Origin of the sequence: Lipingzhangella rawalii (assembly GCF_031628175.1) — a bacterium.
Classification (GTDB): Bacteria; Actinomycetota; Actinomycetes; order Streptosporangiales; family Streptosporangiaceae; genus Lipingzhangella_A; species Lipingzhangella_A rawalii.
On sequence record NZ_JAVLVT010000008.1, the window covers coordinates 21,045 to 47,696 of the forward strand.

Annotated in this window: 23 protein-coding genes and 1 pseudogene; 15 read left to right on the top strand and 9 right to left on the bottom strand. The window is 67.7% G+C overall.

The window, feature by feature from the left end; genetic code table 11:
• Positions 1-42: 42 nt before the first annotated feature.
• The 13 genes and pseudogenes from RIF23_RS15690 to RIF23_RS15750 all read left to right on the top strand — a co-directional run.
• Entirely contained in the window at positions 43-1,329 is a 1,287-nt protein-coding gene (locus tag RIF23_RS15690) for an NADH-quinone oxidoreductase subunit D (RefSeq protein ID WP_310913491.1), read from the top strand.
• Positions 1,326-2,057 (top strand): NADH-quinone oxidoreductase subunit NuoE, encoded by a 732-nt coding sequence (gene nuoE / locus RIF23_RS15695; RefSeq protein ID WP_310913308.1) that lies wholly within the window; start codon positions 1,326-1,328, stop codon positions 2,055-2,057. The genes RIF23_RS15690 and nuoE overlap by 4 nt, the downstream gene beginning before the upstream one ends.
• Positions 2,054-3,352, top strand: coding sequence for an NADH-quinone oxidoreductase subunit NuoF (gene nuoF, locus RIF23_RS15700; RefSeq protein ID WP_310913309.1), 1,299 nt, complete (start codon positions 2,054-2,056; stop codon positions 3,350-3,352). The genes nuoE and nuoF overlap by 4 nt, the downstream gene beginning before the upstream one ends.
• Positions 3,349-5,958 (top strand): NADH-quinone oxidoreductase subunit G, encoded by a 2,610-nt coding sequence (locus RIF23_RS15705; protein ID WP_310913310.1) that lies wholly within the window; start codon positions 3,349-3,351, stop codon positions 5,956-5,958. Before nuoF ends, RIF23_RS15705 begins: the two co-directional genes overlap by 4 nt.
• The gene (nuoH, locus tag RIF23_RS15710) at positions 5,958-7,361 is read left to right on the top strand and encodes an NADH-quinone oxidoreductase subunit NuoH (protein WP_310913311.1); all 1,404 of its coding nucleotides are present in this window, start codon (positions 5,958-5,960) and stop codon (positions 7,359-7,361) included. The genes RIF23_RS15705 and nuoH overlap by 1 nt, the downstream gene beginning before the upstream one ends.
• Positions 7,354-7,899: an NADH-quinone oxidoreductase subunit NuoI gene (gene nuoI, locus RIF23_RS15715; RefSeq protein WP_310913312.1), complete on the top strand. Its 546-nt coding sequence runs from the start codon at positions 7,354-7,356 to the stop codon at positions 7,897-7,899. Before nuoH ends, nuoI begins: the two co-directional genes overlap by 8 nt.
• Entirely contained in the window at positions 7,896-8,765 is an 870-nt protein-coding gene (locus RIF23_RS15720) for an NADH-quinone oxidoreductase subunit J (RefSeq protein WP_407659484.1), read from the top strand. The genes nuoI and RIF23_RS15720 overlap by 4 nt, the downstream gene beginning before the upstream one ends.
• A gap of 3 nt (positions 8,766-8,768) precedes the next feature.
• Positions 8,769-9,068, top strand: a complete 300-nt coding sequence (gene nuoK / locus RIF23_RS15725; RefSeq protein WP_310913313.1) for an NADH-quinone oxidoreductase subunit NuoK — start codon at positions 8,769-8,771, stop codon at positions 9,066-9,068.
• Positions 9,069-9,108: 40 nt separating this feature from the next.
• Positions 9,109-11,070: an NADH-quinone oxidoreductase subunit L gene (nuoL, locus tag RIF23_RS15730; protein ID WP_310913314.1), complete on the top strand. Its 1,962-nt coding sequence runs from the start codon at positions 9,109-9,111 to the stop codon at positions 11,068-11,070.
• 19 nt (positions 11,071-11,089) lie between these two features.
• Complete coding sequence (locus RIF23_RS15735; RefSeq protein ID WP_310913315.1) at positions 11,090-12,664, top strand: NADH-quinone oxidoreductase subunit M; 1,575 nt, start codon at positions 11,090-11,092, stop codon at positions 12,662-12,664.
• Between the two features lie 2 nt (positions 12,665-12,666).
• On the top strand, positions 12,667-14,304 hold the full coding sequence (gene nuoN, locus RIF23_RS15740) for an NADH-quinone oxidoreductase subunit NuoN (protein ID WP_310913493.1): 1,638 nt from the start codon (positions 12,667-12,669) through the stop codon (positions 14,302-14,304).
• Positions 14,305-14,464: 160 nt separating this feature from the next.
• Complete coding sequence (locus RIF23_RS15745) at positions 14,465-15,469, top strand: polyprenyl synthetase family protein (protein WP_310913316.1); 1,005 nt, start codon at positions 14,465-14,467, stop codon at positions 15,467-15,469.
• A gap of 280 nt (positions 15,470-15,749) precedes the next feature.
• Positions 15,750-15,959: pseudogene (locus RIF23_RS15750) on the top strand (PRC-barrel domain-containing protein); the annotation flags it as partial.
• Between the two features lie 86 nt (positions 15,960-16,045).
• Here the strand turns inward: RIF23_RS15750 and rarD are convergent.
• The gene (rarD, locus tag RIF23_RS15755) at positions 16,046-17,128 is read right to left on the bottom strand and encodes an EamA family transporter RarD (protein WP_310913317.1); all 1,083 of its coding nucleotides are present in this window, start codon (positions 17,126-17,128) and stop codon (positions 16,046-16,048) included.
• A 98-nt stretch (positions 17,129-17,226) separates the two neighbouring features.
• On the opposite strand from rarD, the gene msrA reads away from it, so the two are divergent.
• The gene (gene msrA, locus RIF23_RS15760; protein ID WP_310913318.1) at positions 17,227-17,892 is read left to right on the top strand and encodes a peptide-methionine (S)-S-oxide reductase MsrA; all 666 of its coding nucleotides are present in this window, start codon (positions 17,227-17,229) and stop codon (positions 17,890-17,892) included.
• 548 nt (positions 17,893-18,440) lie between these two features.
• Here the strand turns inward: msrA and RIF23_RS15765 are convergent.
• The 7 genes from RIF23_RS15765 to RIF23_RS15795 form a co-directional block, all read right to left on the bottom strand.
• Positions 18,441-18,974 (bottom strand): hypothetical protein, encoded by a 534-nt coding sequence (locus RIF23_RS15765; RefSeq protein ID WP_310913319.1) that lies wholly within the window; start codon positions 18,972-18,974, stop codon positions 18,441-18,443.
• A gap of 125 nt (positions 18,975-19,099) precedes the next feature.
• Entirely contained in the window at positions 19,100-19,780 is a 681-nt protein-coding gene (locus RIF23_RS15770) for an NAD(P)H-binding protein (RefSeq protein WP_310913320.1), read from the bottom strand.
• A gap of 21 nt (positions 19,781-19,801) precedes the next feature.
• Complete coding sequence (locus RIF23_RS15775; RefSeq protein ID WP_310913321.1) at positions 19,802-20,527, bottom strand: phosphatase PAP2 family protein; 726 nt, start codon at positions 20,525-20,527, stop codon at positions 19,802-19,804.
• A 194-nt stretch (positions 20,528-20,721) separates the two neighbouring features.
• Positions 20,722-21,798, bottom strand: a complete 1,077-nt coding sequence (locus tag RIF23_RS15780) for a 2-oxoacid:ferredoxin oxidoreductase subunit beta (protein WP_407659485.1) — start codon at positions 21,796-21,798, stop codon at positions 20,722-20,724.
• Positions 21,782-23,644: a 2-oxoacid:acceptor oxidoreductase subunit alpha gene (locus RIF23_RS15785; protein WP_310913322.1), complete on the bottom strand. Its 1,863-nt coding sequence runs from the start codon at positions 23,642-23,644 to the stop codon at positions 21,782-21,784. The genes RIF23_RS15780 and RIF23_RS15785 overlap by 17 nt, the downstream gene beginning before the upstream one ends.
• Before the next feature lie 215 nt (positions 23,645-23,859).
• Positions 23,860-23,949, bottom strand: coding sequence for a putative leader peptide (locus RIF23_RS15790; RefSeq protein WP_310913323.1), 90 nt, complete (start codon positions 23,947-23,949; stop codon positions 23,860-23,862).
• A 191-nt stretch (positions 23,950-24,140) separates the two neighbouring features.
• Positions 24,141-24,869 carry a ComEA family DNA-binding protein gene (locus RIF23_RS15795; RefSeq protein ID WP_310913324.1) on the bottom strand — a complete coding sequence of 243 codons (729 nt, stop codon included), beginning with the start codon at positions 24,867-24,869 and terminating at the stop codon, positions 24,141-24,143.
• A gap of 174 nt (positions 24,870-25,043) precedes the next feature.
• Here RIF23_RS15795 and RIF23_RS15800 point away from each other — a divergent pair, with 174 nt between their 5' ends.
• Complete coding sequence (locus RIF23_RS15800; RefSeq protein ID WP_310913325.1) at positions 25,044-25,910, top strand: M48 family metalloprotease; 867 nt, start codon at positions 25,044-25,046, stop codon at positions 25,908-25,910.
• Between the two features lie 108 nt (positions 25,911-26,018).
• On the opposite strand, the gene RIF23_RS15805 is transcribed toward RIF23_RS15800, so the two are convergent.
• A complete protein-coding gene (locus RIF23_RS15805; RefSeq protein WP_310913326.1) occupies positions 26,019-26,513 on the bottom strand; it encodes a YajQ family cyclic di-GMP-binding protein in 495 nt (164 codons plus the stop codon).
• Positions 26,514-26,652 lie beyond the last annotated feature (139 nt).

The following is a 26,652-nucleotide window of genomic DNA, read 5'->3' on the forward strand; positions in this document are numbered from 1 at the left end:
GCCGCAGCTGACGCGACGTCCACCGGTAGTGGTGGCGAGCGTGTGTTCAACGCCTCGGGCGCCGACTGGGACGAGGTCATCGCGGCCGCCCGGGAAGCCGGAACCGACCGGCTCGTCGTCAACATGGGGCCGCAGCACCCCTCGACCCACGGAGTGCTCCGGCTGATCCTCACCCTCGACGGTGAGACCGTGACCGAGGCCCGGGCCGGAATCGGCTACCTGCACACCGGCATCGAAAAGAACATGGAGTACCGGACGTGGACGCAGGGCACCACGTTCTGTACCCGCATGGACTACGTGATGCCGATCTTCAACGAGACGGCCTACTGCCTCGCGGTGGAACAGCTCCTCGGCATCACCGACGAGATCCCGGAACGCGCCCAGGTCATCCGCGTCATGATGATGGAGCTCAACCGGATGGCCTCCCACTTCGTGGCGATGGCCACCTTCGGAATGGAGCTGGGCGCGACCACGATCATGACGAACGGGTTTCGCGAGCGCGAGATGGTGCTCGACCTGTTCGAGATGATCACCGGGCTGCGGATGAACCACGCCTACATCCGCCCCGGAGGTGTGGCCCAGGACCTGCCCAGCGGAACCCTCGGCAAGGTACGTGAGTTCCTCACCGAGATGCCCAGGCGCGTGGCAACCCTGCGCAAAATGCTGGATGAGAATCCCGTCTACCTCGCGCGAACGCGTGATGTCGCCTACCTGGACCTGTCCGGCTGCATGGCGCTCGGCGCGACGGGGCCGCTCCTGCGCGCAACCGGCCTGGCCTGGGACCTGCGTAAGTCCCAGCCGTACTGCGGGTACGAGAACTACGAGTTCGACATTCCGGTGTCCGAGGGATGTGACGTCTACGCGCGCTATCGCGTGCGCGTCGCCGAGCTGGAGCAGTCCCTACGAATCATCGAGCAGTGCGTGGACAAACTGGAGGGGCTGCGCTCCGAGCCCGTCATGATCAACGATGCCAAGATCGGATGGCCTGCCCGACTGGCGCTCGGCCCGGACGGTCTCGGGAACTCTCCGGACCACATCGCCCACATCATGGGCCAGTCCATGGAGGCCCTGATCCACCACTTCAAGCTGGTGACCGAAGGGTTCCGGGTCCCCGCAGGCCAGGCCTACGTGGCGGTGGAGAGCGCCAAGGGCGAACTGGGCTGCCTCGCGGTCAGTGACGGCGGAACCCGCCCCCACCGTGTGCACTTTCGGGACCCGTCCTTCACCCACCTCCAGGCCGTGGCAGCCATGTGTGAGGGCGGAAGCGTGGCCGACGTCGTCGCGGCCGTGGCCAGTATCGACCCCGTGATGGGAGGGGTGGACAGGTGACTGAGGAGACGGCCGGGACGGACCGCGCCGAGACCGCGGGGGCGTTTGACCCCGAGGTACGGCAGCGGTTGGAGGCCGACGCCAAGGAGATCATCTCCCGCTATCCGCAGGCCCGATCGGCGCTGTTGCCGCTGCTGCACCTGGTGCAGTCAGAGGAGGGTTACGTCAGCGACCGGGGTGTGGCGTTCTGCGCGGAGCAGCTCGACATCACCAAAGCCGAGGTCACCGCTGTGGTGACCTTCTACACCATGTACAAGCGTCGCCCCACGGCCGACTACAACGTGGGGGTGTGCACCAACACCCTGTGTGCCGTTCTCGGTGGCGACCAGATCTACACCGAGCTCAAGGAACACCTGGGAGTTGGCAACGACGAACCAACGCCCGACGGCACGGTCTCGGTCGAGCATGTCGAGTGCAACGCGGCCTGCGACTACGCCCCGGTCGTTATGGTCAACTGGGAGTTCTTCGACAACCAGACCCCGGACAGCGCCAGGGAGTTGGTCGACAACCTCCGCGACGGCGCCGCGGTGCGCCCCACCCGCGGTCCGGACAGCCTGTGCACCTGGCGTCAGGCCTCTCGCATCCTGGCGGGTTTCTCCGACGGGCGGGCAGGCGAGGGCCCCCAGGCGGGCGAGGCGAGTCTCGCCGGCCTTCGGTTGGCCCGGGAACGGGGCTGGAGCGCCCCCGACCCGCAGGAAACCGGTGTGCTGGAGGAGGGTAGCGAGTGACCACCCTGACCCCGATCCTGTCGGCGAACTGGGACCGTCCCGAGTCCTTCACCCTCGCGGACTACCGTGCCGAAGGTGGATACGAGTCCCTGCGCACCGCGCTGGGCATGGACCCGGACGAGCTTGTGGATCTCGTGAAAACCGCAGGCCTGCGTGGCCGAGGAGGCGCGGGTTTCCCAACCGGAATGAAGTGGGGCTTCCTGCCGAAGGACAACCCCAAGCCCCGCTACCTCGTCGTCAACGCCGACGAGTCCGAACCGGGCACGTGTAAGGACGTGCCACTCATGCTGGCCAACCCGCACGTCCTACTCGAGGGCGTGGCCATCACCTGCTATGCGATCCGCAGCCACCAGGCCTTCATCTATGTCCGCGGCGAGGTCCTGCACGTGATCCGTCGCCTGCGGCAGGCGGTCGCCGAAGCCTACGAGGCCGGTCTGTTCGGCACCAACATTCTCGGCTCCGGGTTCGACCTCGAGGTGGTTGTGCACGCTGGGGCTGGTGCCTACATCTGCGGTGAGGAAACCGCCCTGCTGGACTCCCTGGAGGGTTACCGCGGACAGCCACGCCTCAAGCCGCCGTTCCCCGCGGTGGCCGGACTGTACGCCTCACCGACCGTGGTGAACAACGTCGAGTCGATCTCCAGCGTGCCGAGCATCGTCAGTGGCGGAGCCGACTGGTTCACCGCCATGGGCACGGAGAAGTCCCCCGGCTTCGGCCTCTTCTCGCTGTCCGGACACGTCAGCCGCCCCGGCCAGTACGAGGCCCCCCTGGGGGTAACCCTGCGGGAACTGCTGGACATGGCCGGTGGCGTGCGCGAGGGACACGAGCTGAAGTTCTGGACCCCCGGCGGCTCCTCCACCCCGATCCTCACCGCGGACCATCTGGACACACCGCTGGATTTCGAGGCGATCGGGGCGGCCGGGTCGATGCTCGGCACCCGTGCCCTTCAGATCTTCGACGACACCACCTGCGTAGTGCGCGCCGTGCTGCGCTGGATCGAGTTCTATGCGCACGAGTCCTGCGGCAAGTGCACGCCCTGCCGGGAAGGCAACTTCTGGATGGTCCAAGTGCTGGAACGTCTGGAGCACGGACGAGGAACCGAGGCGGATCTGGAAAAGCTCCTGGACATCTGTGACAACCTGCTCGGGCGCTCGTTCTGTGCCCTGGGCGACGGTGCGACCAGCCCCGTGACCTCCTCGATCTCCTACTTCCGGCAGGAGTACATCGACCACTTCGAGCAGGGCGGCTGCCCGTTCGATCCCACCAAGTCGACCGTGTGGGGGGAGTCCTCATGACCGTTGCGACGAACATACCCGCCGGGGTCGATCCGCAGACACCCCCCGAGGACCTGGTCACCGTCACCATCGACGGCTTCCAGATCCGGGTCCCCAAGGGGACCCTCGTGATTCGCGCGGCGGAGTTGCTCGGGATCCAGATTCCACGGTTCTGCGACCACCCCCTGCTCGAGCCGGCGGGGGCCTGCCGCCAGTGCCTGGTGGAAGTGCCCGATGCCGGCAACGGCCGAGCGATGCCCAAACCGCAGGCCTCCTGCACGCTCGCCGTGATGGAGGGCATGGACGTCCGGACCCAGATCACCTCGGACGTCGCGGAGAAGGCGCAGCGGGGAATCATGGAGTTCCTGCTGATCAACCACCCGCTGGACTGCCCCGTCTGCGACAAGGGCGGCGAGTGCCCCCTCCAGAACCAGGCCATGTCCACCGGACAGGGCGAAACGCAGTTCCTCGACGTCAAGCGCACCTTCCCCAAGCCCATCTCCCTGTCCACCCAGGTGCTGTTGGACCGGGAACGCTGTATCCAGTGCACCCGCTGCACCCGGTTCGCCGCCGAGATCGCCGGGGATCCGCTCATCGAGATGCTGGAGCGCGGTGCGGACGAGCAGGTGGGCATCGCCCCCGGGGAACCGTTCCAGTCCTACTTCTCCGGTAACACCGTGCAGATCTGTCCGGTGGGGGCACTCACGGGGACGGCTTACCGTTTCCGGGCCCGCCCGTTCGACCTCGTGTCCACCCCCAGCGCCTGCGAGCACTGTGCCTCGGGATGTGCCCAGCGCACCGACCACCGGCGGGGCAAGGTGACCCGCCGCCTCGCCGGGGACGACCCCGAGGTCAACGAGGAATGGAACTGCGACAAGGGCCGCTGGGCCTTCACCTATGCCACCCAGGCGGACCGGCTGCACCATCCACTGGTCCGGGACAGCCACAGCCGTGCCCTGGAAACCGCGTCCTGGTCGGAGGCGGTCAGCCTCGCCGCTCAGGGACTCGCCGCCGCCAGGCCGGGCCGTGTCGGCGTGCTCACCGGTGGCCGGCTGACGCTCGAAGACGCCTACGCCTACAGCAAGTTCGCCCGGCTCGCTCTCGGCAGCAACGACATCGACATGCGGGCACGCCCACACAGTCCGGAAGAGGAGGAGTTCCTCACCGCCCGGGTTGCCGGGCGGGGACTCCAGGTTCGCTACCGGGACCTGGAGCGCGCCCCCACCGTGCTGCTGGCTGGATTCGAGCCCGAGGACGAGTCGCCGATGGTGCTGCTGCGGCTGCGTAAGGCCGTCCGCCAGCACGGACAGCGCGTCTTCGCCCTGGGAAGCCACCAGACCCTCGGCCTCACGAAGCTGCGGGGCACCCTGCTCCGCACCGCGCCGGGCGGCGAAGCCGAGCTTCTCCAGGCCCTGACCGCACACACCGCCACCACCGGAACCGACACAGCCGGCGACGACGCCGCACTCACCGCAGCAGCCACCGCCCTCGGCGAGGGCTCGGGCGAGGCCATCATCATGGTGGGTGAGCGACTGGCCGAAACCCCGGGAGCACTGTCGGCGGTGGTGCGGCTGGCCGAGGCCACCGGGGCGCGACTGGCCTGGGTCCCGCGCCGCGCGGGCGAGCGTGGTGCCATCGAGGCCGGGGCGATGCCGGGGCTCCTGCCCGGGGGGCGTCCGGTCACCGACGCTCCCGCCCGGTCCGCGGTGGCCCGCAGCTGGTCCGTGGCCGAGCTGCCGGCCCAGCCGGGACGGGATACCGCCACCCTGGTGGAGGCTGCCGCCGCCGGTGAGCTGGACGCGCTGGTCATCGCGGGTGTCGATCTCGCGGATCTGCCCGACCCCGAGGCCGCAACCCAAGCCCTGGCGCGGGTACCGTTCATCGTCAGCCTGGAGCTGCGCGCCAGCAACGTCACCGACCGGGCCGACATCGTGTTCCCCGTGGCAGCGGTCGCCGAGAAGTCCGGCACCTTCTTGGACTGGGAGGGGCGTCCCCGCACCTTCGGACAGGCCCTGAACCTGCCCACCGCCATGTCTGACCTGCGTGTGCTTTCGGCCGTGGCCGATGAGATGGACGTGCACCTGGGGCTTCCGGACGCGGAGGCGGCGCGGCGAGAGTTGGCCGAACTCGGCGAGTGGGACGGGATTCGTCCGCCCGCGCCGGTTGCCCGCCCCGAACCGCAACCGGCCCCGGAGGCGGGACAGGCCGTGCTGGACACCTGGAACGAGCTACTCGACCAGGGGCGGATGCAGGACGGGGAACCGTTCCTCGCCGGGACCGCCCGGCGCGCCGTTGCACGGATCAGTCCCGCCACGGCAACAGAGGCGGGGCTGGCCGAAGGCCAACAGCTGCGGGTTGCCACCGACCGGGGGGCGATACAGCTGCCCGTGGTCTCCACCGAGATGCCTGACCGGGTGGTGTGGCTGCCAACCAACGCCGAGGGGTGCGCAGTCCGGTACAGCCTCGGTGCGGGACGGGGCACGGTCGTGAACCTCCAGGCGGTCGATCCGCCCGGATCAGCCAACGCCTCTGGTGTCGGAGCGCACACAGCTGTCCCGGCGGACACGGTGCAGCCGGCGCAGGACACCGAGCCGGACCAGGCCGCACGGACCGGAGGGAAGGCGTGATGACCAGCACAATCGTGGCCGGGTCACCGGCCCTGACCACCGTCGCGCAGGCGGACCCCTATCTTGAGGGGTTCGGGGGCGACCCCTGGTGGCTGATCGGGGGGAAGGTCCTGGCGATCTTCGGCTTCTGTGTCGTGATGGCGCTGCTGCTGATCTGGGGCGAGCGCCGCATCATCGGTCGGATGCAGAACCGGCTTGGCCCTAACCGGCACGGGCCGTTCGGCATCCTTCAGTCCCTCGCGGACGGGATCAAACTGGCACTGAAGGAAGACATCGTCCCGGCGAAGGTCGACAAGGTCGTCTATGTCCTCGCGCCGGTGCTCTCCACCGTTCCGGCGTTCATGGCCCTGGCGATCGTGCCGTTCGGTCCGGAAGTCACCATCTTCGGACAGGAGACACACCTTCAGCTGACGGATCTGCCCGTCGGGGTTCTGCTGGTCCTCGCCACCGCCTCGATGGGGGTGTACGGGATCGTGCTGGGTGCGTGGGCCTCCGGTTCGCCCTACGCCCTGTTGGGTGGACTCCGTTCCTCGGCCCAGGTGATCAGCTACGAGATCGCGATGGCACTGAGCTTCGTCGCGGTGTTCATGTTCGCCGGAACCATGACCACCTCCGGTGTGGTCGAGGCACAGGCTGGCGGGAACACCATCACCCTGTTCGGGACCGAGGTGTGGGCCCCCTCCTGGTTTGCGATCGTCCTGCTGCCCTCCTTCGTGATCTACGTCATCACCATGGTCGGGGAGACCAACCGGCTCCCCTTCGACCTAGCCGAGGGGGAGGGCGAGATCGTCGGCGGGTTCCACACCGAGTACTCCTCGCTGAAGTTCGCGCTGTTCTTCCTCGCGGAGTACATCAACATGGTCACGGTCTCGGCGATCGCAGTGACCCTGTTCCTCGGCGGATACCACGCGCCACCACCCGTCACCGCGTTCTGGGCCGGCGCCAACGACGGCTGGTGGCCACTGATGTGGTTCATGCTCAAGCTCGTCGTCGTCCTGTTCTTCTTCATCTGGCTGCGCGCCTCCCTGCCGCGGGTGCGCTACGACCAGCTGATGAAACTCGGGTGGAAGGTCCTGATTCCCGTCCAGTTGGTGTGGATCGTGGCCGTCGCGACGATGCGGGTGCTCCAGAGCGAACAGGCCGGAACCGCGGTTGTGGTCTCGGTGGTGTTCACCATGCTCGCGTTGATCGTCGCCGCGATTGTGATGTGGGACCGGTCGGTCAGCAGGCAGGAGGCCGCCGAGGCGGCCGAGGCAGCTGCTCAGGAGGCAGCTTTGCGGGACAACCCCATGCACGGCGGTTTCCCCGTGCCACCCAAGAACGCGCCGCACTACGGCTCCAGTGTCGCCGCGGAACCCCGCGTGTCGCGGCAGGAACCGCGTAAGGAGGTCACCGGTGCTTGATTTCCTGAACCCGGTCAGAGGGTTCGGTGTCACCTTCCATAACCTGTTCCGAACCCCACAGACGGAGCAGTACCCCGAGAATAAGCAGGCCACGATGCCCCGGTTTCACGGCCGGCACCAGCTCAACCGCTGGCCGGACGGGCTGGAGAAATGCATCGGCTGTGAGCTGTGTGCCTGGGCCTGCCCGGCGGACGCCATCTATGTCGAAGCCGGCGACAACACTGAGGACGCCCGCTACTCACCGGGCGAGCGTTACGGCCGCGTCTACCAGATCAACTATCTACGCTGCATCCTCTGCGGACTGTGCGTGGAAGCGTGCCCGACCCGCGCGCTGACCATGACCAACGAGTACGAGCTCGCCGACGACAACCGGGAGAGCCTCATCTGGACCAAGGAGCAGCTCCTCGCGCCGCTCCAGGAGGGCATGGAGGAGCCCCCGCACCCGATGCGACTCGGGGACACCGAGCAGGACTACTACCGGATGGGCCGGGAGACCACGACGCAGCAGGGCAGTGCGAACGGTGAGGACGCGCGGTGAACCCGATCAGCGAATCCCCCGAACTGATGCTGGCCACGGTGATCTCTGCGGGTGAGACCGCGGCCTTCTGGGTGCTGGGCAGTATCGCGGTGCTCGCGGCACTCGGGGTGGTGCTCCTCCGCAAGGCAGTGCACTCCGCCATCATGCTCGCCCTGGTGATGACGATCCTCGCGGTCTTCTACGGCATCCACCAGGCACCCTTCCTGATGGTGGTGCAGATCGTCGTCTACACCGGCGCCGTGCTGATGCTGTTCCTGTTTGTTCTCATGCTGGTGGGGGTCAGCTCCGCGGACTCACTCACGGAGACCATTCGAGGCCAGCGCGTGCTCAGCGCCGTGGTCGCGGCGTGCTTCCTCGGAGCCCTGGCGATCGGCCTCACCCGGGTTCGGCTGGGAGCGCCACAGGGGCTGGACGCGGGAACCGCGGAGGCCGGTGGGAACGTGCCCTGGGTCGCCCTCGAAGTGTTCCACCGCTACGTGATCGCCTTCGAGGCAACAGGGGCCCTGCTCATCGTCGCCGTCCTCGGGGCGCTGATCCTCGCTCACCAGGAACGCCGGCGCCGCAACTCCCAGCGGGACCAGTCCCGGGCACGCATCCGGGGCGACCACCCCACCCCGCTGCCCGGACCGGGAACCTACGCACGCCACAACGCGATCGACGCCCCCGCCCTTCTTCCCGACGGCAGCGTCGCCAAACTGTCGATCAACCCGATCCTCGCCGCACGCGAGGAACAGCCCCCCGAGGCACCCGAGGTCACCGGCGGTAGCGACGAGGCCCACGACGCGCTGGATCAGCAGCCCGGGCAGCACACGGGCGAGCAGGACACCGACCAGCGCAACACGGGCACCGAGCGGGGTGAGGACTAGCCAATGGACCCCATGAACTACATCCTGCTGGCCGCCGTCCTGTTCACGATCGGGGCCGTGGGCGTGTTGGTGCGCCGGAACGCGATCATCGTGTTCATGTGCGTGGAGCTGATGCTGAACGCCTGCAATCTGGCGTTCGTCAGCTTCGCCCGCATGCACGGCACCATCGAGGGCCAGATCGTCGCGTTCTTCGTGATGGTGGTGGCCGCCGCCGAGGTCGTGGTGGGCCTGGCGATCATCATGCAGATCTTCCGGACCCGCAGGTCGGCGTCGATCGACGACGCCAGCCTGCTCAAGCACTAGAGGGGCAGGGAACGTGACGACAATCCTTGCTCGGGACACAATGACGCAAGCACAGACCCTGGCCGATACCTCAGCCACGACCGGCGCCCTGGGGTACTCCTGGCTGATGATCGCCCTGCCGCTGGCGAGCGCGGCGATCCTGCTGCTGGGTGGGCGGCGCGTCGATCCGTGGGGCCACTGGCTTGGCCTCGCGACACCCCTGGCGAGTTTCGTACTCGCATTGGTGGGGCTATTCGCCCTCCTCGACCGCACGCCCGCAGAGCGCGAGGTCGTCGTCCAGGTCTACGAGTGGCTGTCCGTGGGCACGTTCTCCGTGGATGTGAGCCTGCTGCTCGATCCCCTGTCCATCAGCTTCGCGCTGCTGATCACCGGGGTCGGATCACTCATCCACATCTATTCGGTCGGCTACATGGCCGAGGATCCGGGACGGCGCCGCTTCTTCGCCTACCTGAACCTGTTCCTGGCGGCAATGCTGCTGCTGGTTCTCGCGGACAACTACGCCCTGCTGTTCATCGGCTGGGAGGGCGTGGGGCTGGCCTCCTACCTCCTGATCGGGTTCTGGCAGTACAAGCCCTCGGCCGCGGTCGCGGCGAAGAAGGCCTTCCTCATCAACCGTGTGGGTGACATCGGACTGCTGGTCGCACTCATGGTGATGTTCGCGGCCCTCGGCTCGGTGACCTTCGAGGCCGTGCACGCCTCGGCAGGCGAGGCCGGCACCACAATGATGACCGTACTCGGGCTGCTGCTGTTGCTGGCGGCCTGCGGTAAGTCCGCACAGCTGCCGCTCCAGGCCTGGCTCCTGGACGCGATGGAGGGCCCGACCCCGGTTTCCGCCCTGATCCACGCCGCGACGATGGTCACCGCGGGGGTCTACCTCATCGTGCGTTCCGGGCCGATCTTCGAGCTGGCTCCAGCCGCGCAGTTGACCGTCGCGATCGTCGGCGCGGCCACCATGCTCGCCGGCGCGATCATCGGCTGCGCCAAGGACGACATCAAGAAGGCACTCGCCGGCTCGACCATGAGCCAGATCGGGATGATGGTGCTCGCGGCGGGGCTCGGCCCCGTAGGATATGCCTACGCCATCGCCCACCTGCTCACCCACGGCTTCTTCAAGGCGGGGCTGTTCCTCGGTGCCGGATCGGTCATGCACGGCATGCACGACGAGGTCAACATGCGGCGGTTCGGCGGGCTGCGTTCCGCCATGCCGATCACCTTCGCCACCTTCGGCCTGGGGTATCTCGCCATCATCGGATTCCCGTTCCTGTCCGGATGGTGGACCAAGGAGGGGATCATCGCGGCTGCGTTCGGCTACGGCGTCGACGCGGTGGACGGTGGTGCCGTGACCGGACCGGTGTTGGGGTCGCTGACACTCCTCGTGGCCGGGCTGACCGCCTTCTACATGTCCCGGATCATGTTCCTGACGTTCTTCGGAACGCGGCGCTGGGACGCGGACGTGCACCCGCACGAGTCCCCCGGCTCCATGACGTGGCCGATGATCCTGCTGGCTGTGGGATCGGTGGCCCTGGGCGCGGTTCTGGTGTTCGGCTACCGCTTCGCCGAGTTCCTCCAGCCGGCCACCGGAGCGGAGGTCGCCACGTTCGACCTCGCCGCCATGCTCACGGATCCGATCGCTCTGGCCGCCCTGGCCGTCATGGTGCTCGGTGTGGCCCTCGCCTGGTACCGCTACGGCCGTACGGACGCCCAGGTTCCCCGAGAGCAGCCGCCGGGCACCGTCGTAACGGTTGCGGCCCGCAATGACCTGTACGGCGACGCGGTCAACGAGACCCTGTTCGAGCGGCCCGGTCAGGTCCTGACCCGGGCTGCGGTCACCGTGGACGAGAAGGTCGTCGACGGTGCCGTACACGGGGTTGCCGCGAGCGTGGCGGGCAGTTCGCGGGCACTGAGTCGTACCCAAACCGGTTTCGGGCGCAGCTACGCGTTGACGATGCTGCTCGGCGCAGCGGTCGTGGTCACCGCGATGTTGGCCGTGCTGGCCGGCTAGTAGTGAGGTTCGAGTAGACGTGACTATCCCCTGGCTGACACTCGCCATCGCGTTGCCCGCACTGGGCGCGCTGGGCGTTGCGCTGATGCCGCGCGACCGTTCCGAGCATGCCAAGCGGATCGCGCTTGCCGTGTCCGTGGCCACCCTGGCGGTGGTTATCGCGATCGCCGTGCAGTTCGAGCCGGGCGGTCCGCGCCTGCAATTCGAGCAGGTCCAATCGTGGATCCCCCGGTTCGGCGTGCACTATGCGGTCGGTGTCGACGGCATATCCCTGGTTCTGATCGCCCTGGCGGCGCTTCTGGTGCCGCTGGTGCTGCTGGCCGCCTGGCGCGATACCGCGGATTTCCCGGATGACGGCAAGGGCTACTTCGCCCTGGTGCTCGTCCTCGAAGCCATGATGATCGGGGTCTTCGCCGCCACCGACGTCTTCCTGTTCTACGTGTTCTTCGAGGTCATGCTGATTCCGGTCTACTTCATGATCGGACGCTACGGCCGCGGTGCCGACCGGGCGCGCGCCGCCATGAAGTTCCTGCTCTACAGCCTGTTCGGTGGCCTGCTCATGCTGGTCGCCGTGATCGGGGTGTACGTTGCCAGCGCCCGCGCGGGCGAGCCCACCTTCCTGTGGACGGAGCTCACCGGCCCGGAGGGAGCCCTCTCCGGGCTCGACACCACCGTGGCGATCTGGCTGTTCCTCGGGTTCTTCGTGGCGTTCGCGATCAAGGCCCCCATGTGGCCGGTACACACCTGGCTGCCCACCGCCGCCGGGTCCGCCCGGCCCGGAACCGCGGTACTGCTGGTGGGGGTCCTGGACAAGGTCGGAACCTACGGGATGTTGCGGTACTGCCTGGAGCTGTTCCCACAGGCCGCGCACTGGTTCGTGTGGCCGGTCATTGTGCTGAGCCTGATCAGTATCGTCTACGGCGCCGTTCTCGCGATCGGCCAGACGGACATGCTCCGCCTGATCGCCTACACCTCGGTCTCCCACTTCGGGTTCATCATCCTGGGAATCTTTGCCATGACGAGCCAGGCCCAGGCGGGGGCAGCGCTGTATATGGTCAACCACGGTCTGGCCACCGGCGCACTGTTCCTCGTGGTGGGCTTCCTGATCGCCCGGCAGGGCTCGGCCCAGCTGGAGGACTACCGGGGTGTCCAGCGGGTCGCCCCCCGGCTGGCCGGAATGTTCCTGATCGCTGGCCTGGCCGGGCTGTCGTTGCCGGGGTTGTCTCCGTTCGTGAGCGAGTTCCTCGTGTTCGTGGGCACCTTCGCGGCCTACCCCGTGCCCGCCGTGATCGCCGCCGTGGGTGTGGTGTTGGCGGCGCTGTACATCCTGTGGCTGTACCAGCGCACGATGACCGGACCGACCCCGGACCGGTTGCGCTCCATGCCGGATTTGTCCGGACGGGAGCTGTTGGCTGTGGCACCACTGATCGCCCTGATCATCGGGTTCGGGCTTGTCCCCCGGCCGCTGCTGGAGCCGGTCACCCCGGCGGTGGAACAGACCATGGAACAGATCGATGTCACCGACCCCGCCCCCAGCCTCGATGAGGCGGAGGCCGGTGCGGCCGCTGACCAGACAGAAGGAGTCGGCGAGTGAGCATGCTGACCGCGGGCGGGACTCTCGCTTCCCTCGACCCCGCCGTGCAGGAAGCCCCCAACATCGACTACCTCATGTTGGCCCCCATGCTGGTGGTCTTCGGAGCAGCGGTACTGGGGGTCGTCGTAGAAGCCTTCGTGCCCCGGGCACACCGCAGGCCCACCCAGCTAGTGCTCGCGTTCGTGGGCCTCGTGGTGGCCTTCGTCTGCCTGCTGGTGCAGGTGCGCGAGCTGCCCGCGGATTCGCCGGGGGTCACGATCGCGTTCGCGACGGTCGCCATTGATCGTCCAACCCTGTTCCTGCACGGAACGGTTCTCCTCCTGGCCTTGGCGAGCCTGCTCCTGTTCGCCGCCAATCGCCGGGAAGCCTTCGCGCCACAGGCAGCCACCATTCCCGGAAGCGAGGAGGAACGCGAACACGAGGAAGCCGAGTCCGAGCACACCGAGGTCTACCCGCTGGTGTTGTTCGCGGTGCTGGGAATGCTCCTGTTCCCCGCGTCCAACGACTTCCTCACCATGTTCGTGGCCTTGGAGGTACTGAGCTTTCCGCTGTACCTCCTGTGCGGGCTGGCCCGGACGCGACGTCTGTTCTCCCAGGAGGCGGCCCTCAAGTACTTCCTGCTGGGTGCCTACTCCTCGGCGTTCTTCCTGTTCGGTATCGCGCTGGTGTTCGGCTACGCGGGCTCGGTGCACTTCGTGGACATCGACGAGGCCGCCGCCGCGGGCGGGGCGGGCGTCGTCGAGCAGGGCGAGCCGCTGCTGATGCTTGGCATCGCGCTGGTCGCGGTGGGCCTCCTGTTCAAGGTGGGGGCGGTACCGTTCCACAACTGGAAGCCCGACGTGTACCAGGGAGCGCCGACTCCGGTGACCGCGCTGATGGCTTCGGGGACGGTCGTTGCCGCCTTCGGCGGGCTACTGCGGGTCTTCTTCCTCGCCTTCGACGGTCTGACCTGGGACTGGCGTCCCATGCTGTGGATCGTTGCCATTCTCACGATGGTGGTCGCCGCCGCGATCGCGGTGACCCAGCGTGACGTCAAGCGTCTGTTGGCTTACTCCTCGGTGGTGCACGCCGGATTCATCCTGACGGCCGTCGTCGCGGCCAGTCCGGAGGGCCTTGCCGGAGCGCTGTTCTACCTGGCCGCGTACGGGTTCACCACCGTCGGTGCGTTCGCCGTTGTCACTCTCGTTCGGGTCCGCGAAGGTGGCGCCGAAGCGGGGGAGCTCAGCCAGTGGGCCGGCCTTGGGCGCAGCCATCCCCTACTCGCGGGAGCCCTGGCCCTGTTCCTGCTGGCCTTTGCGGGAATCCCGCTCACAAGTGGCTTCATCGGGAAGTTCGCCGTGTTCGAGGCCGCCCTCGCAGCGGGTGCCGCCCCGCTGGTGGTCGTCGGTGTGTTGGCGAGTGCCATCACGGCCTTCTTCTACGTGCGGATCATCGTGCTGATGTACTTCAGCGAACCGCAGGAGGAGGGGCCGTGGGTGGTCACACCCGGCCCGCTCACCGGTTCCGTGATCGGTGTCGGTGTGGCGGCCACCCTGGTGCTGGGGATTATGCCCGGCCCGGTATTCGATCACCTTCTCCCGCAGCCGGCCCAGGAGGGTGTGCCAGAGGAGGCGAGTCCGATGGACATGTACGTACGCTGAAACTGCCTACGCTGAGACAAGGCGCACGCGGCGCCGCGTTGGTTAGGGGCAGACGCGTCCGCTAACTTGTCAAGTCGATGTCCATCCCACGAGCGTGCGGCCTGTCCGGATTCCGGGACTCGTCCGTGCGCCGCGCGCAGCCGACAGGTGGAGCTTTCAGGTGAGCAGTATTGTCCCCAGCGGGTTCCTCGCGTTGCCGAGCGTCGACGAATCCCTCGCCCGGGAGGTCCAGGCGGAGCTGGAGCTGGTCGAGCAGCACCTGCACGCCACGGTGTCGGCGAGTGATCAGCTCCTGGCGGAGTCGGCGACACACCTCCTGGCCGCTGGGGGCAAGCGTTTCCGGGCGATGCTGGTACTGCTGGCCGCACGCCTGGGCGACCCCCGTGCCCCGGAGCTGGTTCCCGCCGCCGCGGTCGTGGAGCTGACGCACGTGGCGACCCTCTATCACGACGACGTGATGGACGAGGCGGAGCTGCGTCGGGGAAAACCCAGTGCCAACCAGCGCTGGGGAAACTCCATCGCGATCCTGACCGGGGATTTCATCTTCGCACGGGCGTCGGAAATCCTGGCGGACCTGGGGGCGGACGCCGTCCGGTTACAGGCACAGACCTTTGGGCGACTGGTGCAGGGCCAGGTCCTGGAAACCGCGGGCAGCCGGGAGGAACGCGACCCCCTGGACCACTATCTCCAGGTCATCGCGGACAAGACCGCATCCCTGATCGCCTCCTCCGCCCGGTTCGGGGCGATGTTCGGTCGAGCCGACCCCAAGGACATCGAAACGATTACCCGGGCCGGCGAGGCACTCGGGATGGCCTTCCAACTGTCGGACGATCTGTTGGACGTGGCCAGCGACACCGAAAACTCCGGGAAGACCCCGGGGACCGATCTCCGGGAGGGTGTGCTCACCCTGCCCATGTTCTACGTCCTCCGGGGAACGGATCCGGAGGGGGAACGGTTGCGGAGCCTGCTCGGCCGGCGCCTGGACGACGCGGAGACCAAGGAGGCCCTGGAGCTGCTCCGGGCCCATCCGGCGATGCCCACCGCCCATGCGACGATGCGCTCCTGGGCGGACAAGGCCCGTGCCGAGCTGGCCACGCTGCCGGTCGGACCCGCGCGCCAGGCCTTCGAAGGACTGTGCGACTACGTTGTGCGGCGCTCCGGATAACAACGCGCGCATCCACGCTTGGGGGCTGGTCCCGTGGACCGGCCCCCGTTGTTTTCCCGGCGGCTGCCTGGCCGGGCCCGCATCGGGGCCCGCCCTGCACCTGTGTCGCCGAATCCCGTCCGCGCCTGGGCACGCCACCGGTGGCCACGGATCACCGGTGACCACGGATCACCGGTGGCGTGCCACAGACACGCCACAGGCGTTCGGCACCGAAATCCGGGTAGAAACCGTAGTACCGGAGTTACCTTCGGTGACAGTGGCGTGATCGGGGGGATGCGTCGTGGCACCGCGGATTGGAGCCCGGGAGTTGATCGGCCATCGACTGCTCGACCGGGACGGAAACGCTGTCGGAAAGATCGGACAGGTCTATCTGGACGACCGGAGCGGGATGCCCACCTGGGTGACCGCCCGCACCGGGCTGTTCGGCACGAGTGAGCACCTCGTGCCGATGCGGGGGGCACGCACTGTCGACGAAGACCTCGTCGTGCCCTTCGACCGGGACACCATACGTCGCGCCCCCAGCTTCGACGCGGATCAACACATCTCCGCCGAGCAGGAAGCCGCGATCTACCGCCACTACGGCCTGTTGCCCGGAGTTCCCGCTCCTCGGGAAGACTCTCCGGTCGCGGGCGCGTCGCCGCAGTCCGAGGTGGAGCCGGGCGGGCCGCAGCCGTCGGGTGAGCGACCCGCGGAGGGATCCACCGGTCGCTGAGGCGGCAGGGGATGCCCGTTCGGTCCCGCCAGCGACGCCGACGGGATCGGGTCCGGTATGGCGACGGGGTCACGGCGGGGCCGCTGTCGGACGAGATCCACGACGAACACGACCAGGGCCGTCCACACGATGGCGAAACCCACCCAGCGGCTCAGCGGAAGCTCCTCCTCGAATACCAGCCAGGCGATGAGGAACTGCATGATCGGGGCGATGAACTGCAACATGCCCACATAGGTGAGGGGGATCCGGAAGGCCGCGGCACCGAACAGCACGAGTGGTAGCGCGGTCGCGATTCCGACCCCCATCAGCAGCAGGGTGTGTCCGACCGAGACCGTGGCGAAGGTGCCCGCCCCAGTGGCGTGCAGCCACCCCACATAGGCCAGCGCGGGCACCAGCAGCATCGCGGTCTCAACGGTGAGTCCCTCCCGGCCGTCCAGGCCGATGAACTTCTTCAGCAGACCGTAACCGGCGAAGCTACCGGCCATACCCAGAGCGAGCCACGGAACCGCACCGTAGGCGAACCCCAGCACCAGGACCGCGGTTGCCCCGAGGGCAACCGCCACGACCTGGGCACGCCGGAGGGGCTCGTGTAGGACCAGGACCCCCAGGGCAACACTGACCAGAGGGTTGATGAAGTAGCCCAGCGCCGCCTGAAGCGTCTGTCCGATGTGGACGGCAAAAATGAACAGGCCCCAGTTGACGCTGATGGCCGCGGCCGCCACCGCGAGCAGCGCGAGCCGCCGGGGGTCGCGCAGTACGGAACCGATCCAGTGCCAGTGCCAGCGCACCGCGAGGATCAGCAACACAACCAGTAGTGACCACACGACCCGGTGCGCGAGGATCTCCACCGGGGCCGACGGTTGCAGAAGCGGAACATAGAGGGGAAACAGGCCCCACAGGAGGTAGGCAGACACGCCGAAGGCGAGGCCGCGAGAAAGTTCGGACACGCTGCTCAGCGTAGGATGATCCGATGCCGATTGGTAGTTAGTTCTGCTTCACAGACCGATGAAGCCCACGTGGGGGTGGCCGTGGATACGCTGGAGTCATGGTCGCCTTTCCCAAGACACAGCTGGTCACCGAAGCCGAGGCGCTGCCCGGGCGCGACACCGAGATGGCGGTACCCGAGCGGCATGAGGTTCTACACACCCCGCTGCTTCCCCCCTACCCGGAGGGCACCCGGATCGCGGAGTTCGCGATGGGCTGCTTCTGGGGGGTGGAACGCGGTTTCTGGCGGCTCGGCGCCGAGCGCGGTGTCGTCACCACCGCCGTGGGATACGCGGGTGGATACACCCCCAATCCGACCTATGCGGAGGTGTGCACCGGCCAGACCGGGCACACCGAAGCGGTGCGTGTCGTGTTCGACCCCCAACGCATCACCTACACCGAACTGCTCCGGCACTTCTGGGAGGGCCACGATCCCACCCAGGGCATGCGTCAGGGAGGTGATGTGGGAACGCAGTACCGTTCGGCGATCTTCGTGCGCGACGACGAGCAGCGCGCCGCGGCGGAGGAGTCACTGCGGCGCTACCAAGAGGTCCTCAACCGGCACGGCTACGGCACCATCACCACCGAGATCCTGCCCGCCGGCCCGTTCTACTTCGCCGAGGACTACCACCAGCAGTACCTTGCCGACACGAAGAACCCGAACGGCTACTGTGGCGTGGGCGGCACCGGCGTGAGCTGCCCCATCGGCGTGGCCCCGGCCGAGTAGGCCGGTCGGCGTCCCCGTACGGGTCCCGGATCGCCGCACCCGGGTCCAGCCAGGCACCGGAGCATCCAGGTATGTGTGTCGTCGACGAACGCTGAGGCGGCGAGACCGCAGGGTCCCGGAACGACCACCGGCGGAGGGTGAACGGCGTGCCCGCGCCGGAGCGCGCGGCTGTCCCGGATGCCCCTGGCCTCCGCAGCCCCCAGATCCCGCTCTGGACCACCATGGGTCCTTCGGGCGGTAGCGCGGGTTTGTGGGGGCCTGCACGCGTTCACGTCCCGGAACTGGGAATTCAGCGTCTTGGGTGCCGCCACGCGGTGGTAGCGCGGTGGGGTCGTCTCCGCACTGCTGGAGCACATCCTCGGCTGGAGCGCTCCCGAGGGGGTACTCCCTCCAGGATCTGGAGGCCGAAGTCGGGGAGCACGTCCGTTCCGCCCGGTGCCGGTGCGGGAAGCAGGGGCTCGACTACTGCACCCCGCCGTCCGCGGACCGGCTCCCGGGCCACGGCCCGTTCCCGGCCCGGGAACGGGAAACCCGCGCCCCGGCGGCACCTACCACTGCTGCTGCCCGTAGCCCGGGTACTGTCCGTAGCCCGGATATTGCTGACCATAGGGGTTCTGCTCATAACCGGGGTACTGGTGCCCGCCACCGTAGCCGGGATACTGCTGGCCTTGCGGGTACTGCTGCCCCGAGGGGTACTGGTAGCCCGCGTAGGGGTCGTAGGACGGATGTCCGCCCGTGGGGGGCTGGCCCGGCTGTTGGTGCTGGGGGTGCTGCTGTTGGGGCTGCTGGCCCCCGGTTGCGTCGGACTGTCCCCGGTTCGACCCCTGACTGGTTTCGGGGCGGAAGATGAACAGCTGGGCCGCCTCGCCCTCCTCTGTCTGGGTGGGGGAGCACTGTTCCAGACGCCAGCCCGCCTCCTCGATACTCTCCAGCACACGGGACAGGCCCGGACGCATGTTGCTGCTGGTGTCGTCGTAGGCGTTCACCTTGAGCTGGACGACGAACATGGTGCGCTTCTGCTGCGCGGCCACGCGCGCGTGCTCGACGACCGTGCTTTCCCTGACGACCTGCGTGACGCTCATGCGTGCCACCCGTACCCATCTGCCTCGTTGGCGGTCTGGCGCCCGGCGGGCGCTGCGACTGTGGTGCCCGCCGGGCATCACCGCCCGACGGAGCCGCTCACTGCCATGATGCCCCGTCCGTGTGCCTAGGAGCCACCCGCTCCCTTCGCGGCGATCTGGGCCACCGCGTCCGGAATCGGGGTGCTGCCCGCGACCAGGCCCAGCGTGTGCCCGACGGTTCCCGGCTCGTCCAGGAGGGCGAGCAGCGTGGCCGCAACATCGTCCCGGGGAATGTCACCATGCTCCACCTCGGACGCCAGCTGCACCCGTCCGGTTCCGGTCACATCCGTCAGACGGCCCGGGCGCAGAATCGTCCAGTCGAGCTCGGCACCGCGCTGCTGGATGTCGGCGTCCGCGGCTCCCTTGGCCCGCAGGTAGGCGGCGAACACGGGGTCGGTATCCGCTGGGGGCTCCTCGTCCACCCGTAGGGCGGATACGACCACGAAACGACGGACCCCGGCGAGGGAGGCGGCGTCAGCGAACAGGACCGCCCCGGCCCGGTCCAGAGTTTCCTTACGTTCGGCGCCGCTCCCGGGCCCGGCCCCGGCCGCGAACACGGCCGCGTCGGCACCCATGAGCTGCTCTGCGAGCTGGGTAACGGTCGTGTGCTCCAGGTCCACCTGGGCTGGCTCCGCCCCGGCCGCCCGCAGGTCGGGCGCGTGGTCGGGATTACGGATCAGCCCCACGGGCTGGTCTCCCCGCTGTGCCAGCAGGCGCTGGAGACGGAGGGCGATCTTGCCGTGTCCACCGGCGATAACAATGCGCATACCAGCAGGCTAGTAGCAGTGTCAGCTCTGGGGTGGAACCCGGTCCCAGCGCCGCAGGGACTGCGGTAGAAACGTCCACACGAGCAGGCTCCCAGCGAGGATGACAACGCCCAGGCTGGCCCCGGCGATCACGTCCGAGATCCAGTGCACGCCCAACAGGGGGCGCGTGCCACCCGTGCTGAACGCCACTCCTACGGCGAGGACCACAACCACCCACCGCCACGCGCCCCGCACCAGGGGCAGCGTGGCGAACAGGAGCACCCCCATGCCGACCGTGGCCATCAGGGCGTGCCCCGAGGGAAACGCGGGCCCACTGCCGGTGGCGATAGGGTCGATGAACTCCGGCCGGGGCCGCTCCACCGCATGCTTCATCACCCAGCCAACCGCGCCGGCGGCGCCGGTGGCCCCGAGCGCCCACACAGCCGAGGTGAATTGGCGACGCAGGGCCAGCCACACCGCCACAAGCACCCCCAAGGCGATCATGACCCGGGTGCCGAACAGGTCGGTCCACGTCTCGAGCCCATGACCCAGTGTGGGCAGGGGGTGCACCGTGCTGTACAGGTGCAGTGCCGCGCCCGTGTCGAACCAGATGAGGGGATCCCACCGGGTGGCGACCAGCGAGGTGAGTACGACCAGGAGGAGGGCGGCAACGACCGCGACCACTGCCAGGATTCGGCGGTCGTCCGGAAGGATCCCCGTGCGCCGGGCCTCCCGGGCCTGCGGCTCGACCGGGGTATGGGGGGTCATCGAATCTGCGGTCACATTCACCGAAGATTACCCGGTTTCGGCTGTCCGGTGACCGCGAATCGAGAGATTGGTGAACTTCTGGTGACGCCAGCCCGGGGGCGACGTGGCCTTCCGTCTCGGCTCCAGGCCCGTGGTGGGTTCCCGTGCGGCGGTGTGCGAGGCACGGGAACCCACATGGGTACCTAGATAGCTGCCTAGGTAGCGTCCACGGTCCAGGTGTCCCCGCTGGCGAGCAGGTCAGCCACGGCATCCATCCCCGCACGCGGTTCGGTTTCGGAGATCTGCTGGGTCATCTGCTCGTCGTAGGTGGGTCGGTCCACATCCCGGAACACCCCGATCGGTACGTGTGCGAACGCCGGGTAGTCCAGCCGGGACAGGGCGAAGGCGTAGCCGGAGTCCTGTCGGTGGGCATCGTGGCGAACGAGGCGATCCTCGACGGTCGCGTCGAGATCGACCACCTCCAGCTCGCCGTACTCGCCCATGACGACCCCGCGCTGGTCGCCGATCCGCAGCGGTTCACCGTGCTCCAACCGCAACAGGCGGACATCCCGCTCATCGGTGCCCTTGAGCGGCGCGAAGGCGTCGTCGTTGAAGATCGGGCAGTTCTGGTAGATCTCCACGAAGGACGCACCCGGATGGTCCGCCGCCGCCCGCAGGACACTCTGGAGGTGCTTGCGGTCCGAGTCCACGGTGCGGGCGACGAAGGTCGCCTCGGCCCCCAGAGCCAACGAGAGCGGGTTGAACGGAGTGTCAAGTGATCCCATGGGGGTGGACTTGGTGACCTTGCCCGCCTCCGACGTCGGAGAGTACTGGCCCTTTGTCAGTCCATAAATGCGGTTGTTGAACAGCAACACGTTGATGTTCACGTTGCGCCGCAGCGCGTGGATGAGGTGGTTGCCGCCGATGGACAGGCCGTCGCCGTCTCCCGTGATCACCCAGACCGACAGGTCTGGCCTGGTGCTCGCGAGCCCGGTCGCGATCGCGGGTGCCCGCCCGTGGATGGAGTGCATCCCGTAGGTGCTGAGGTAGTAGGGAAACCGTGCCGCACAGCCGATACCGGAGATCATCACGATGTTCTCGCGGGGTACGCCCAGTTCCGGGAGGAAGCTCTGGAACGCGGCGAGGATGGCGTAGTCCCCGCAGCCGGGGCACCAGCGCACCTCCTGGTCGGACTTGAAGTCCTTGGTGGACAGCGTGGTGTCGCTGTGCGGGACCAGAGGCAGTCCCCGGAAGGCTGCCTGCCCGTTGCCGTTCTCATTCGCCACGGTCAATGACCTCCTGAAGCATGTCCGCGAGCTCCTCGGCCTTGAACGGCAGGCCGCGTACCTTCGTGTAGCTGATGATGTCGACCAGGTACCTGCTACGCAGCAGCGTGGCCAGCTGGCCGAGATTGATCTCGGGGACGACCACCCGCTCGTAGGAGCGCAGCACCTCGCCGAGGTTGGCCGGGAACGGGTTGATGTGCCGCAGATGCGCCTGGGCCACCCGGTTACCCGCCCGTCGGGCACGGCGCACGGCAGCGCCGATGGAACCGTAGGTTCCGCCCCAACCGAGTACCAGCACGTCGGCGTCTCCGGTCGGGTCGTCGACCTCCAGTGGGGCGATATCCCGGGCGATCCCGTCGATCTTGCCCTGCCGCGACCGAATCATCAGGTCATGGTTGCTGGGGCTGTAGGAGATGTTGCCGGAACCGTCGCTCTTTTCGATTCCACCGAGTCGGTGCTCCAGACCGGCCGTTCCCGGTACCGCCCACGGGCGGGACAGCGTCTCCGGATCCCGCTGGTAGGGCTGGAACCGCTCCTCGGCATCCAGGGGCGCGTTCTCCCGGGTCGTGAAGTTGACGGTGAGGTCGGGCAGTTGGCTGGTGTCGGGCAGCCGCCACGGCTCCGAGCCATTGGCCAGATAGCCGTCGGACAGCACGATGACCGGGGTTCGGTACTGCGTCGCGATACGGGCGGCCTCGATGGCGATATCGAAGCAGTCGGACGGGGACTGTGGCGCCAGCACGGGCAGCGGCGATTCGCCGTTGCGTCCGAACATCGCCATGAGGAGGTCGGCCTGCTCGGTTTTCGTTGGCATGCCGGTGCTTGGACCGGCGCGCTGCACATCGATCACAAGCAGGGGAAGCTCCGTCATCACGGCGAGTCCGAGAGTCTCCGCCTTCAGCACCATCCCCGGCCCCGAGGTGGTGGTGACCCCCAGGGAACCACCGAAGGACGCTCCGAGCGCGGCGCCAACTCCGGCGATCTCGTCCTCGGCCTGGAACGTGCGCACACCGAAACGCTTGTGTCGCGACAGCTCATGCAGGATGTCCGAGGCCGGAGTGATCGGATAGGAACCGAGGAATAGCGGCAGCCCGGACAACTGGGATGCCGCGATCAACCCGTAGGAGATCGCGACGTTACCCGTGATGTTGCGGTAGGTACCCGCGGGCAGCGTGGCCGGCTTGACCTCGTAGGAGACCGCGAAGTCCTCGGTGGTTTCCCCGAAGTTCCATCCGGCGTGGAACGCCGCGAGGTTAGCCGCCAGAATGGTCGGCTTGTCGGCGAACTTCTGCTTCAGGAACCCTTCGGTGCCCTCGGTGGGACGGTTGTACATCCAGGACAGCAGCCCCAGAGCGAACATGTTCTTCGCTCGCGCGGCGTCCTTCTTGGAGATCTCGATCTCCTCCAACGCCGTGATCGTCATGGACGTCAGCGGCGCCGCCGAGACCTTGAACTCCCGCAGGGAATCGTCCTCGAGGGGGTTGCTCGCGTAGCCGGCCTTGGACAGGTTGCGCTTGGTGAACTCGTCGGTGTTGACGATGATCTGGGCGCCCCTCGGCAGGTCGTCGAGGTTGGCGCGCAACGCGGCGGGGTTCATGGCAACGAGGACGTTGGGGGCGTCGCCCGGGGTCATGATGTCGTGGTCTGCGAAGTGCAGCTGGAAGCTCGACACTCCGGGCAGGGTTCCGGCCGGAGCTCGGATCTCCGCGGGAAAGTTGGGCAGGGTGGACAGGTCGTTACCGAATGACGCCGTCTCTTGGGTGAACCGATCACCGGTCAGCTGCATCCCGTCACCGGAGTCACCGGCGAAACGGATGATGACGCGATCGACTTGCTGGACCTCTTTGGACACTGGGTCCCCGACCTCCGAAAGTACCGGGCCGCGCGGCGCGACCCACTCGTGGCTACGCGGCGGGCCCGGTGCGCCCTCGCACTGCGCCGCGTGGACTGAATGTGCTGCGTCATCGTGCCCCATCGAGGTAGGGGGCTACCTCGAACCATGCCGAATCCACACGTGGTGGTCCGTCGCCCGGCGACCGTGCCGGGGGAGCACGTGTACGAACGCGGCTACAGGGCGCTCGCCGTGCGCATCAGGTCCACATGTGGGCGACCCACGAGCAGGGCGTCCACCGCATTGCGGGTGAGATAACTGGTCACACTCGCACTATAGGTGCTCGGGCCACACGAATCAGATTCCGATAGTAACCAGTATGTAGCTCTTTGTGCATGAAGATTCGGTCGCGCGGTCACTAGGGGCTGCCGAGCTGGGATGACGTAGATTCGGCGTGTGTGATTGTGGTTGAGATCACCCTGGATTGGGGGCTCCGCTCCGGAAACAGCGGCCTCCATCACGGGAGGAACACGGCGAACTCCCGCAGCTCCGGAAGCGCTCCCGGCGAGATCGGAACCCGGTTCTGGAGGTCCTGAAGCGAGCGGAACGGGCCGGACGCCTGGCGTTCCTGGACGATCGCGGTTACATCCCCGGACGACAGCATGGCCAACCGGGACCGCAGCAGTTCCTCGGGAACATGGTTGAGGTCGATCACTCCACCATCGTCATAGGTGCGGTCCGGCACGTCCGGCCGGCCGATCCGCAGCTCCTGGGCCATCATCGGGTCGTTAGCGACCATCACACGGGCCTGGGACCGAAGACCCCGCCGCTGTTGCGCGTGCAGCAGCGTGTCCTGGTTCGTACGTGCGGTCCGCTGCTCGTGGGCCAGCTGGGCCGCGAACACCCGGGAACGGATAGCTACCGCGTGCACGGTCGGAACGAGCAACAACAGCATCCACACGAAAAGGGAGATCGCCTCCGTTCCCGAGGTGGACTGGGCGAGGGGACTCACCGCAAAGTAGACGAGGAACAGCAGGCCGAGGTACCCCAGACAGGTGTACAGCAGCCCCCGACTGCGGTGGAGATACGCGGCGATACCGAAGGTGACCGGTGCCCCCCAGCCACAGGTCAGAGTCGGGGCCAGAGCCCACAGCCAGGTAAGCGCCGTATGGGGCCGGGCCAGAATGTTCACCAGGATTCCCTCACCTGCTCCGGATGTGGCGTCACCATCGCTGCTGTGCCGCACCCAGCCTCGTCCCGGGGTGAACGGGCGCCGGGAAACCACCGTGCACGATGGACAGGTGACCCCTCGGCCCGCGCGGACACTCCCACCGTAGCGTTCGGGAACGCCGGGGTACCGTCCACGCGTTCGCACCGGTGGGTGGGATCCGAGTGGACCGGGGAGCCTGAGGGGGGGGCCGTGTCGCACTGTCGTGGTGGCGTCGTCCGCCTGTCCGTCCTGCTGGCTGTGCTGGCAGGCGCCGCCCTGCTGCTCGGGTGGGTGTGCGCGGGCGCCGTTGGACTGTTGATCGGGGGCCTCGTGGCCGTGGCCCTCCCCGTGGTGGGGTATGTGCTCAGTGAGCGGATGGCACTCCGGGCCGTGGGAGCCCGACCGATCAGCGAGATCCAGTATCCCGAGCTGTACCGGGTGGTTCGGGAAGTCGCCACCGAAGCCCGCGCACCGGTACCCCGGGTGTACCTGTCCTCGCTGGATACCCCAAACGCCTTTGCCCTGGGGCACAGCCCCCGACGAGCCGCAGTGTGCGTAACCGCCGGACTGTTACGCATTCTCGACGAACGCGAGCTGCGGGGAGTGCTCGCACACGAACTCAGCCACGTCTACCAGCGCGACAGTCTCGTGCTAGCCATCACCGCCACCCTCGCGACGATGGTGACCTGGCTGGCCAACCTGGCGTGGCTCCTGCCGTTGTCCGACGCGGAGGACGAGGACGTTCCCGCAATGCTCGGGGCCTTGTTCTTCCTCGTCGTCGGGCCGCTCGCGGCACTCGTCGTGCAACTAGGCGTGAGCCGGTCTCGAGAATACCGAGCGGATGCGGCGGCCGCTCGGATCACGGGTGACCCCCTCGGACTCGCGCAGGCCCTGCGCAAAATCGAGGTGCGAACCCAGACCCATCCGGCCCCGGAAGAGCGAGCCCTATTGGCCTCCGGGCATCTCATGATCGTCGCGCCGTTTCCCCGCCGCGGGCTGCGGCGCCTGTTCGCCAGCCATCCGCCCGTGGTGGAGCGAATCCGTCGCCTGCGGCGCCTCGCCGACGAGGTGCTGTAGCCCCCACCGGTCCCGCGCCGCTGCGCCACGCCGAAGGTGCCTCACGGATTCGGTGGCCACCCCGCGCGGGCGCCACCGTCGCGGCTCCGAAGCCGGGCAGGCCTCCACTCAGCGGAAGTTGACGAACTGGAGAGCGATGTCCAGGTCCTTCTCCTTCAGCAGAGTGATCACGGCCTGGAGGTCGTCCTTCTTCTTGGACGTGACCCGCAGCTCGTCCCCCTGAAGTTGCGCCTTGACACCCTTGGGGCCCTCATCCCGGATGATCTTGGAGATGCGCTTCCCGTCCTCGGTGGAGATGCCCTCCTTGAGGCCGATGGGAAGCCGATACTCCTTGCCGGATGCCTGGGGATCCCCGGTGTCCAGAATCTTGAGCGACAGCCCACGCTTGATCAGCTTGGTCTGTAGGACGTCCAGGGCCGCGCGAGCCCGCTCCTCGGAATTGGCGCGAATCTCAATGCCCTTGTCTCCGGACCAGGCCACACTGGCGCCGGTTCCCCGGAAATCGAACCGCTGCGAGAGCTCCTTACCCGCTTGGTTCACGGCGTTGTCGACCTCCTGACGGTCGAGCTTGGAGACCACGTCGAAACTGGCTTCGGCGGCCACGTGTCCTGATCACCCCCGCGACGGTGTACTGATGTGCATCCCGGCCCAGCCCACGGGCGACGACGTGCACCCGGCCGCATCGGAGCGGATGTGCCGTGCGATCCCTCGGATGTACTGAGCACACGGCACAGCCTAGTGC

Excerpts from the sequence above, each read along its gene's own strand:
- RIF23_RS15705 (WP_310913310.1), top strand. The coding sequence starts at position 3,349 with ATGACCGTTGCGACGAACATACCCGCCGGGGTCGATCCGCAGACACCC.
- nuoH (WP_310913311.1), top strand. The coding sequence starts at position 5,958 with ATGACCAGCACAATCGTGGCCGGGTCACCGGCCCTGACCACCGTCGCG.
- nuoK (WP_310913313.1), top strand. The coding sequence starts at position 8,769 with ATGGACCCCATGAACTACATCCTGCTGGCCGCCGTCCTGTTCACGATC.
- nuoL (WP_310913314.1), top strand. The coding sequence starts at position 9,109 with ATGACGCAAGCACAGACCCTGGCCGATACCTCAGCCACGACCGGCGCC.
- nuoN (WP_310913493.1), top strand. The coding sequence starts at position 12,667 with ATGCTGACCGCGGGCGGGACTCTCGCTTCCCTCGACCCCGCCGTGCAG.
- msrA (WP_310913318.1), top strand. The coding sequence starts at position 17,227 with ATGGTCGCCTTTCCCAAGACACAGCTGGTCACCGAAGCCGAGGCGCTG.
- RIF23_RS15765 (WP_310913319.1), bottom strand. The coding sequence starts at position 18,974 with ATGAGCGTCACGCAGGTCGTCAGGGAAAGCACGGTCGTCGAGCACGCG.
- RIF23_RS15770 (WP_310913320.1), bottom strand. The coding sequence starts at position 19,780 with ATGCGCATTGTTATCGCCGGTGGACACGGCAAGATCGCCCTCCGTCTC.
- RIF23_RS15775 (WP_310913321.1), bottom strand. The coding sequence starts at position 20,527 with ATGACCCCCCATACCCCGGTCGAGCCGCAGGCCCGGGAGGCCCGGCGC.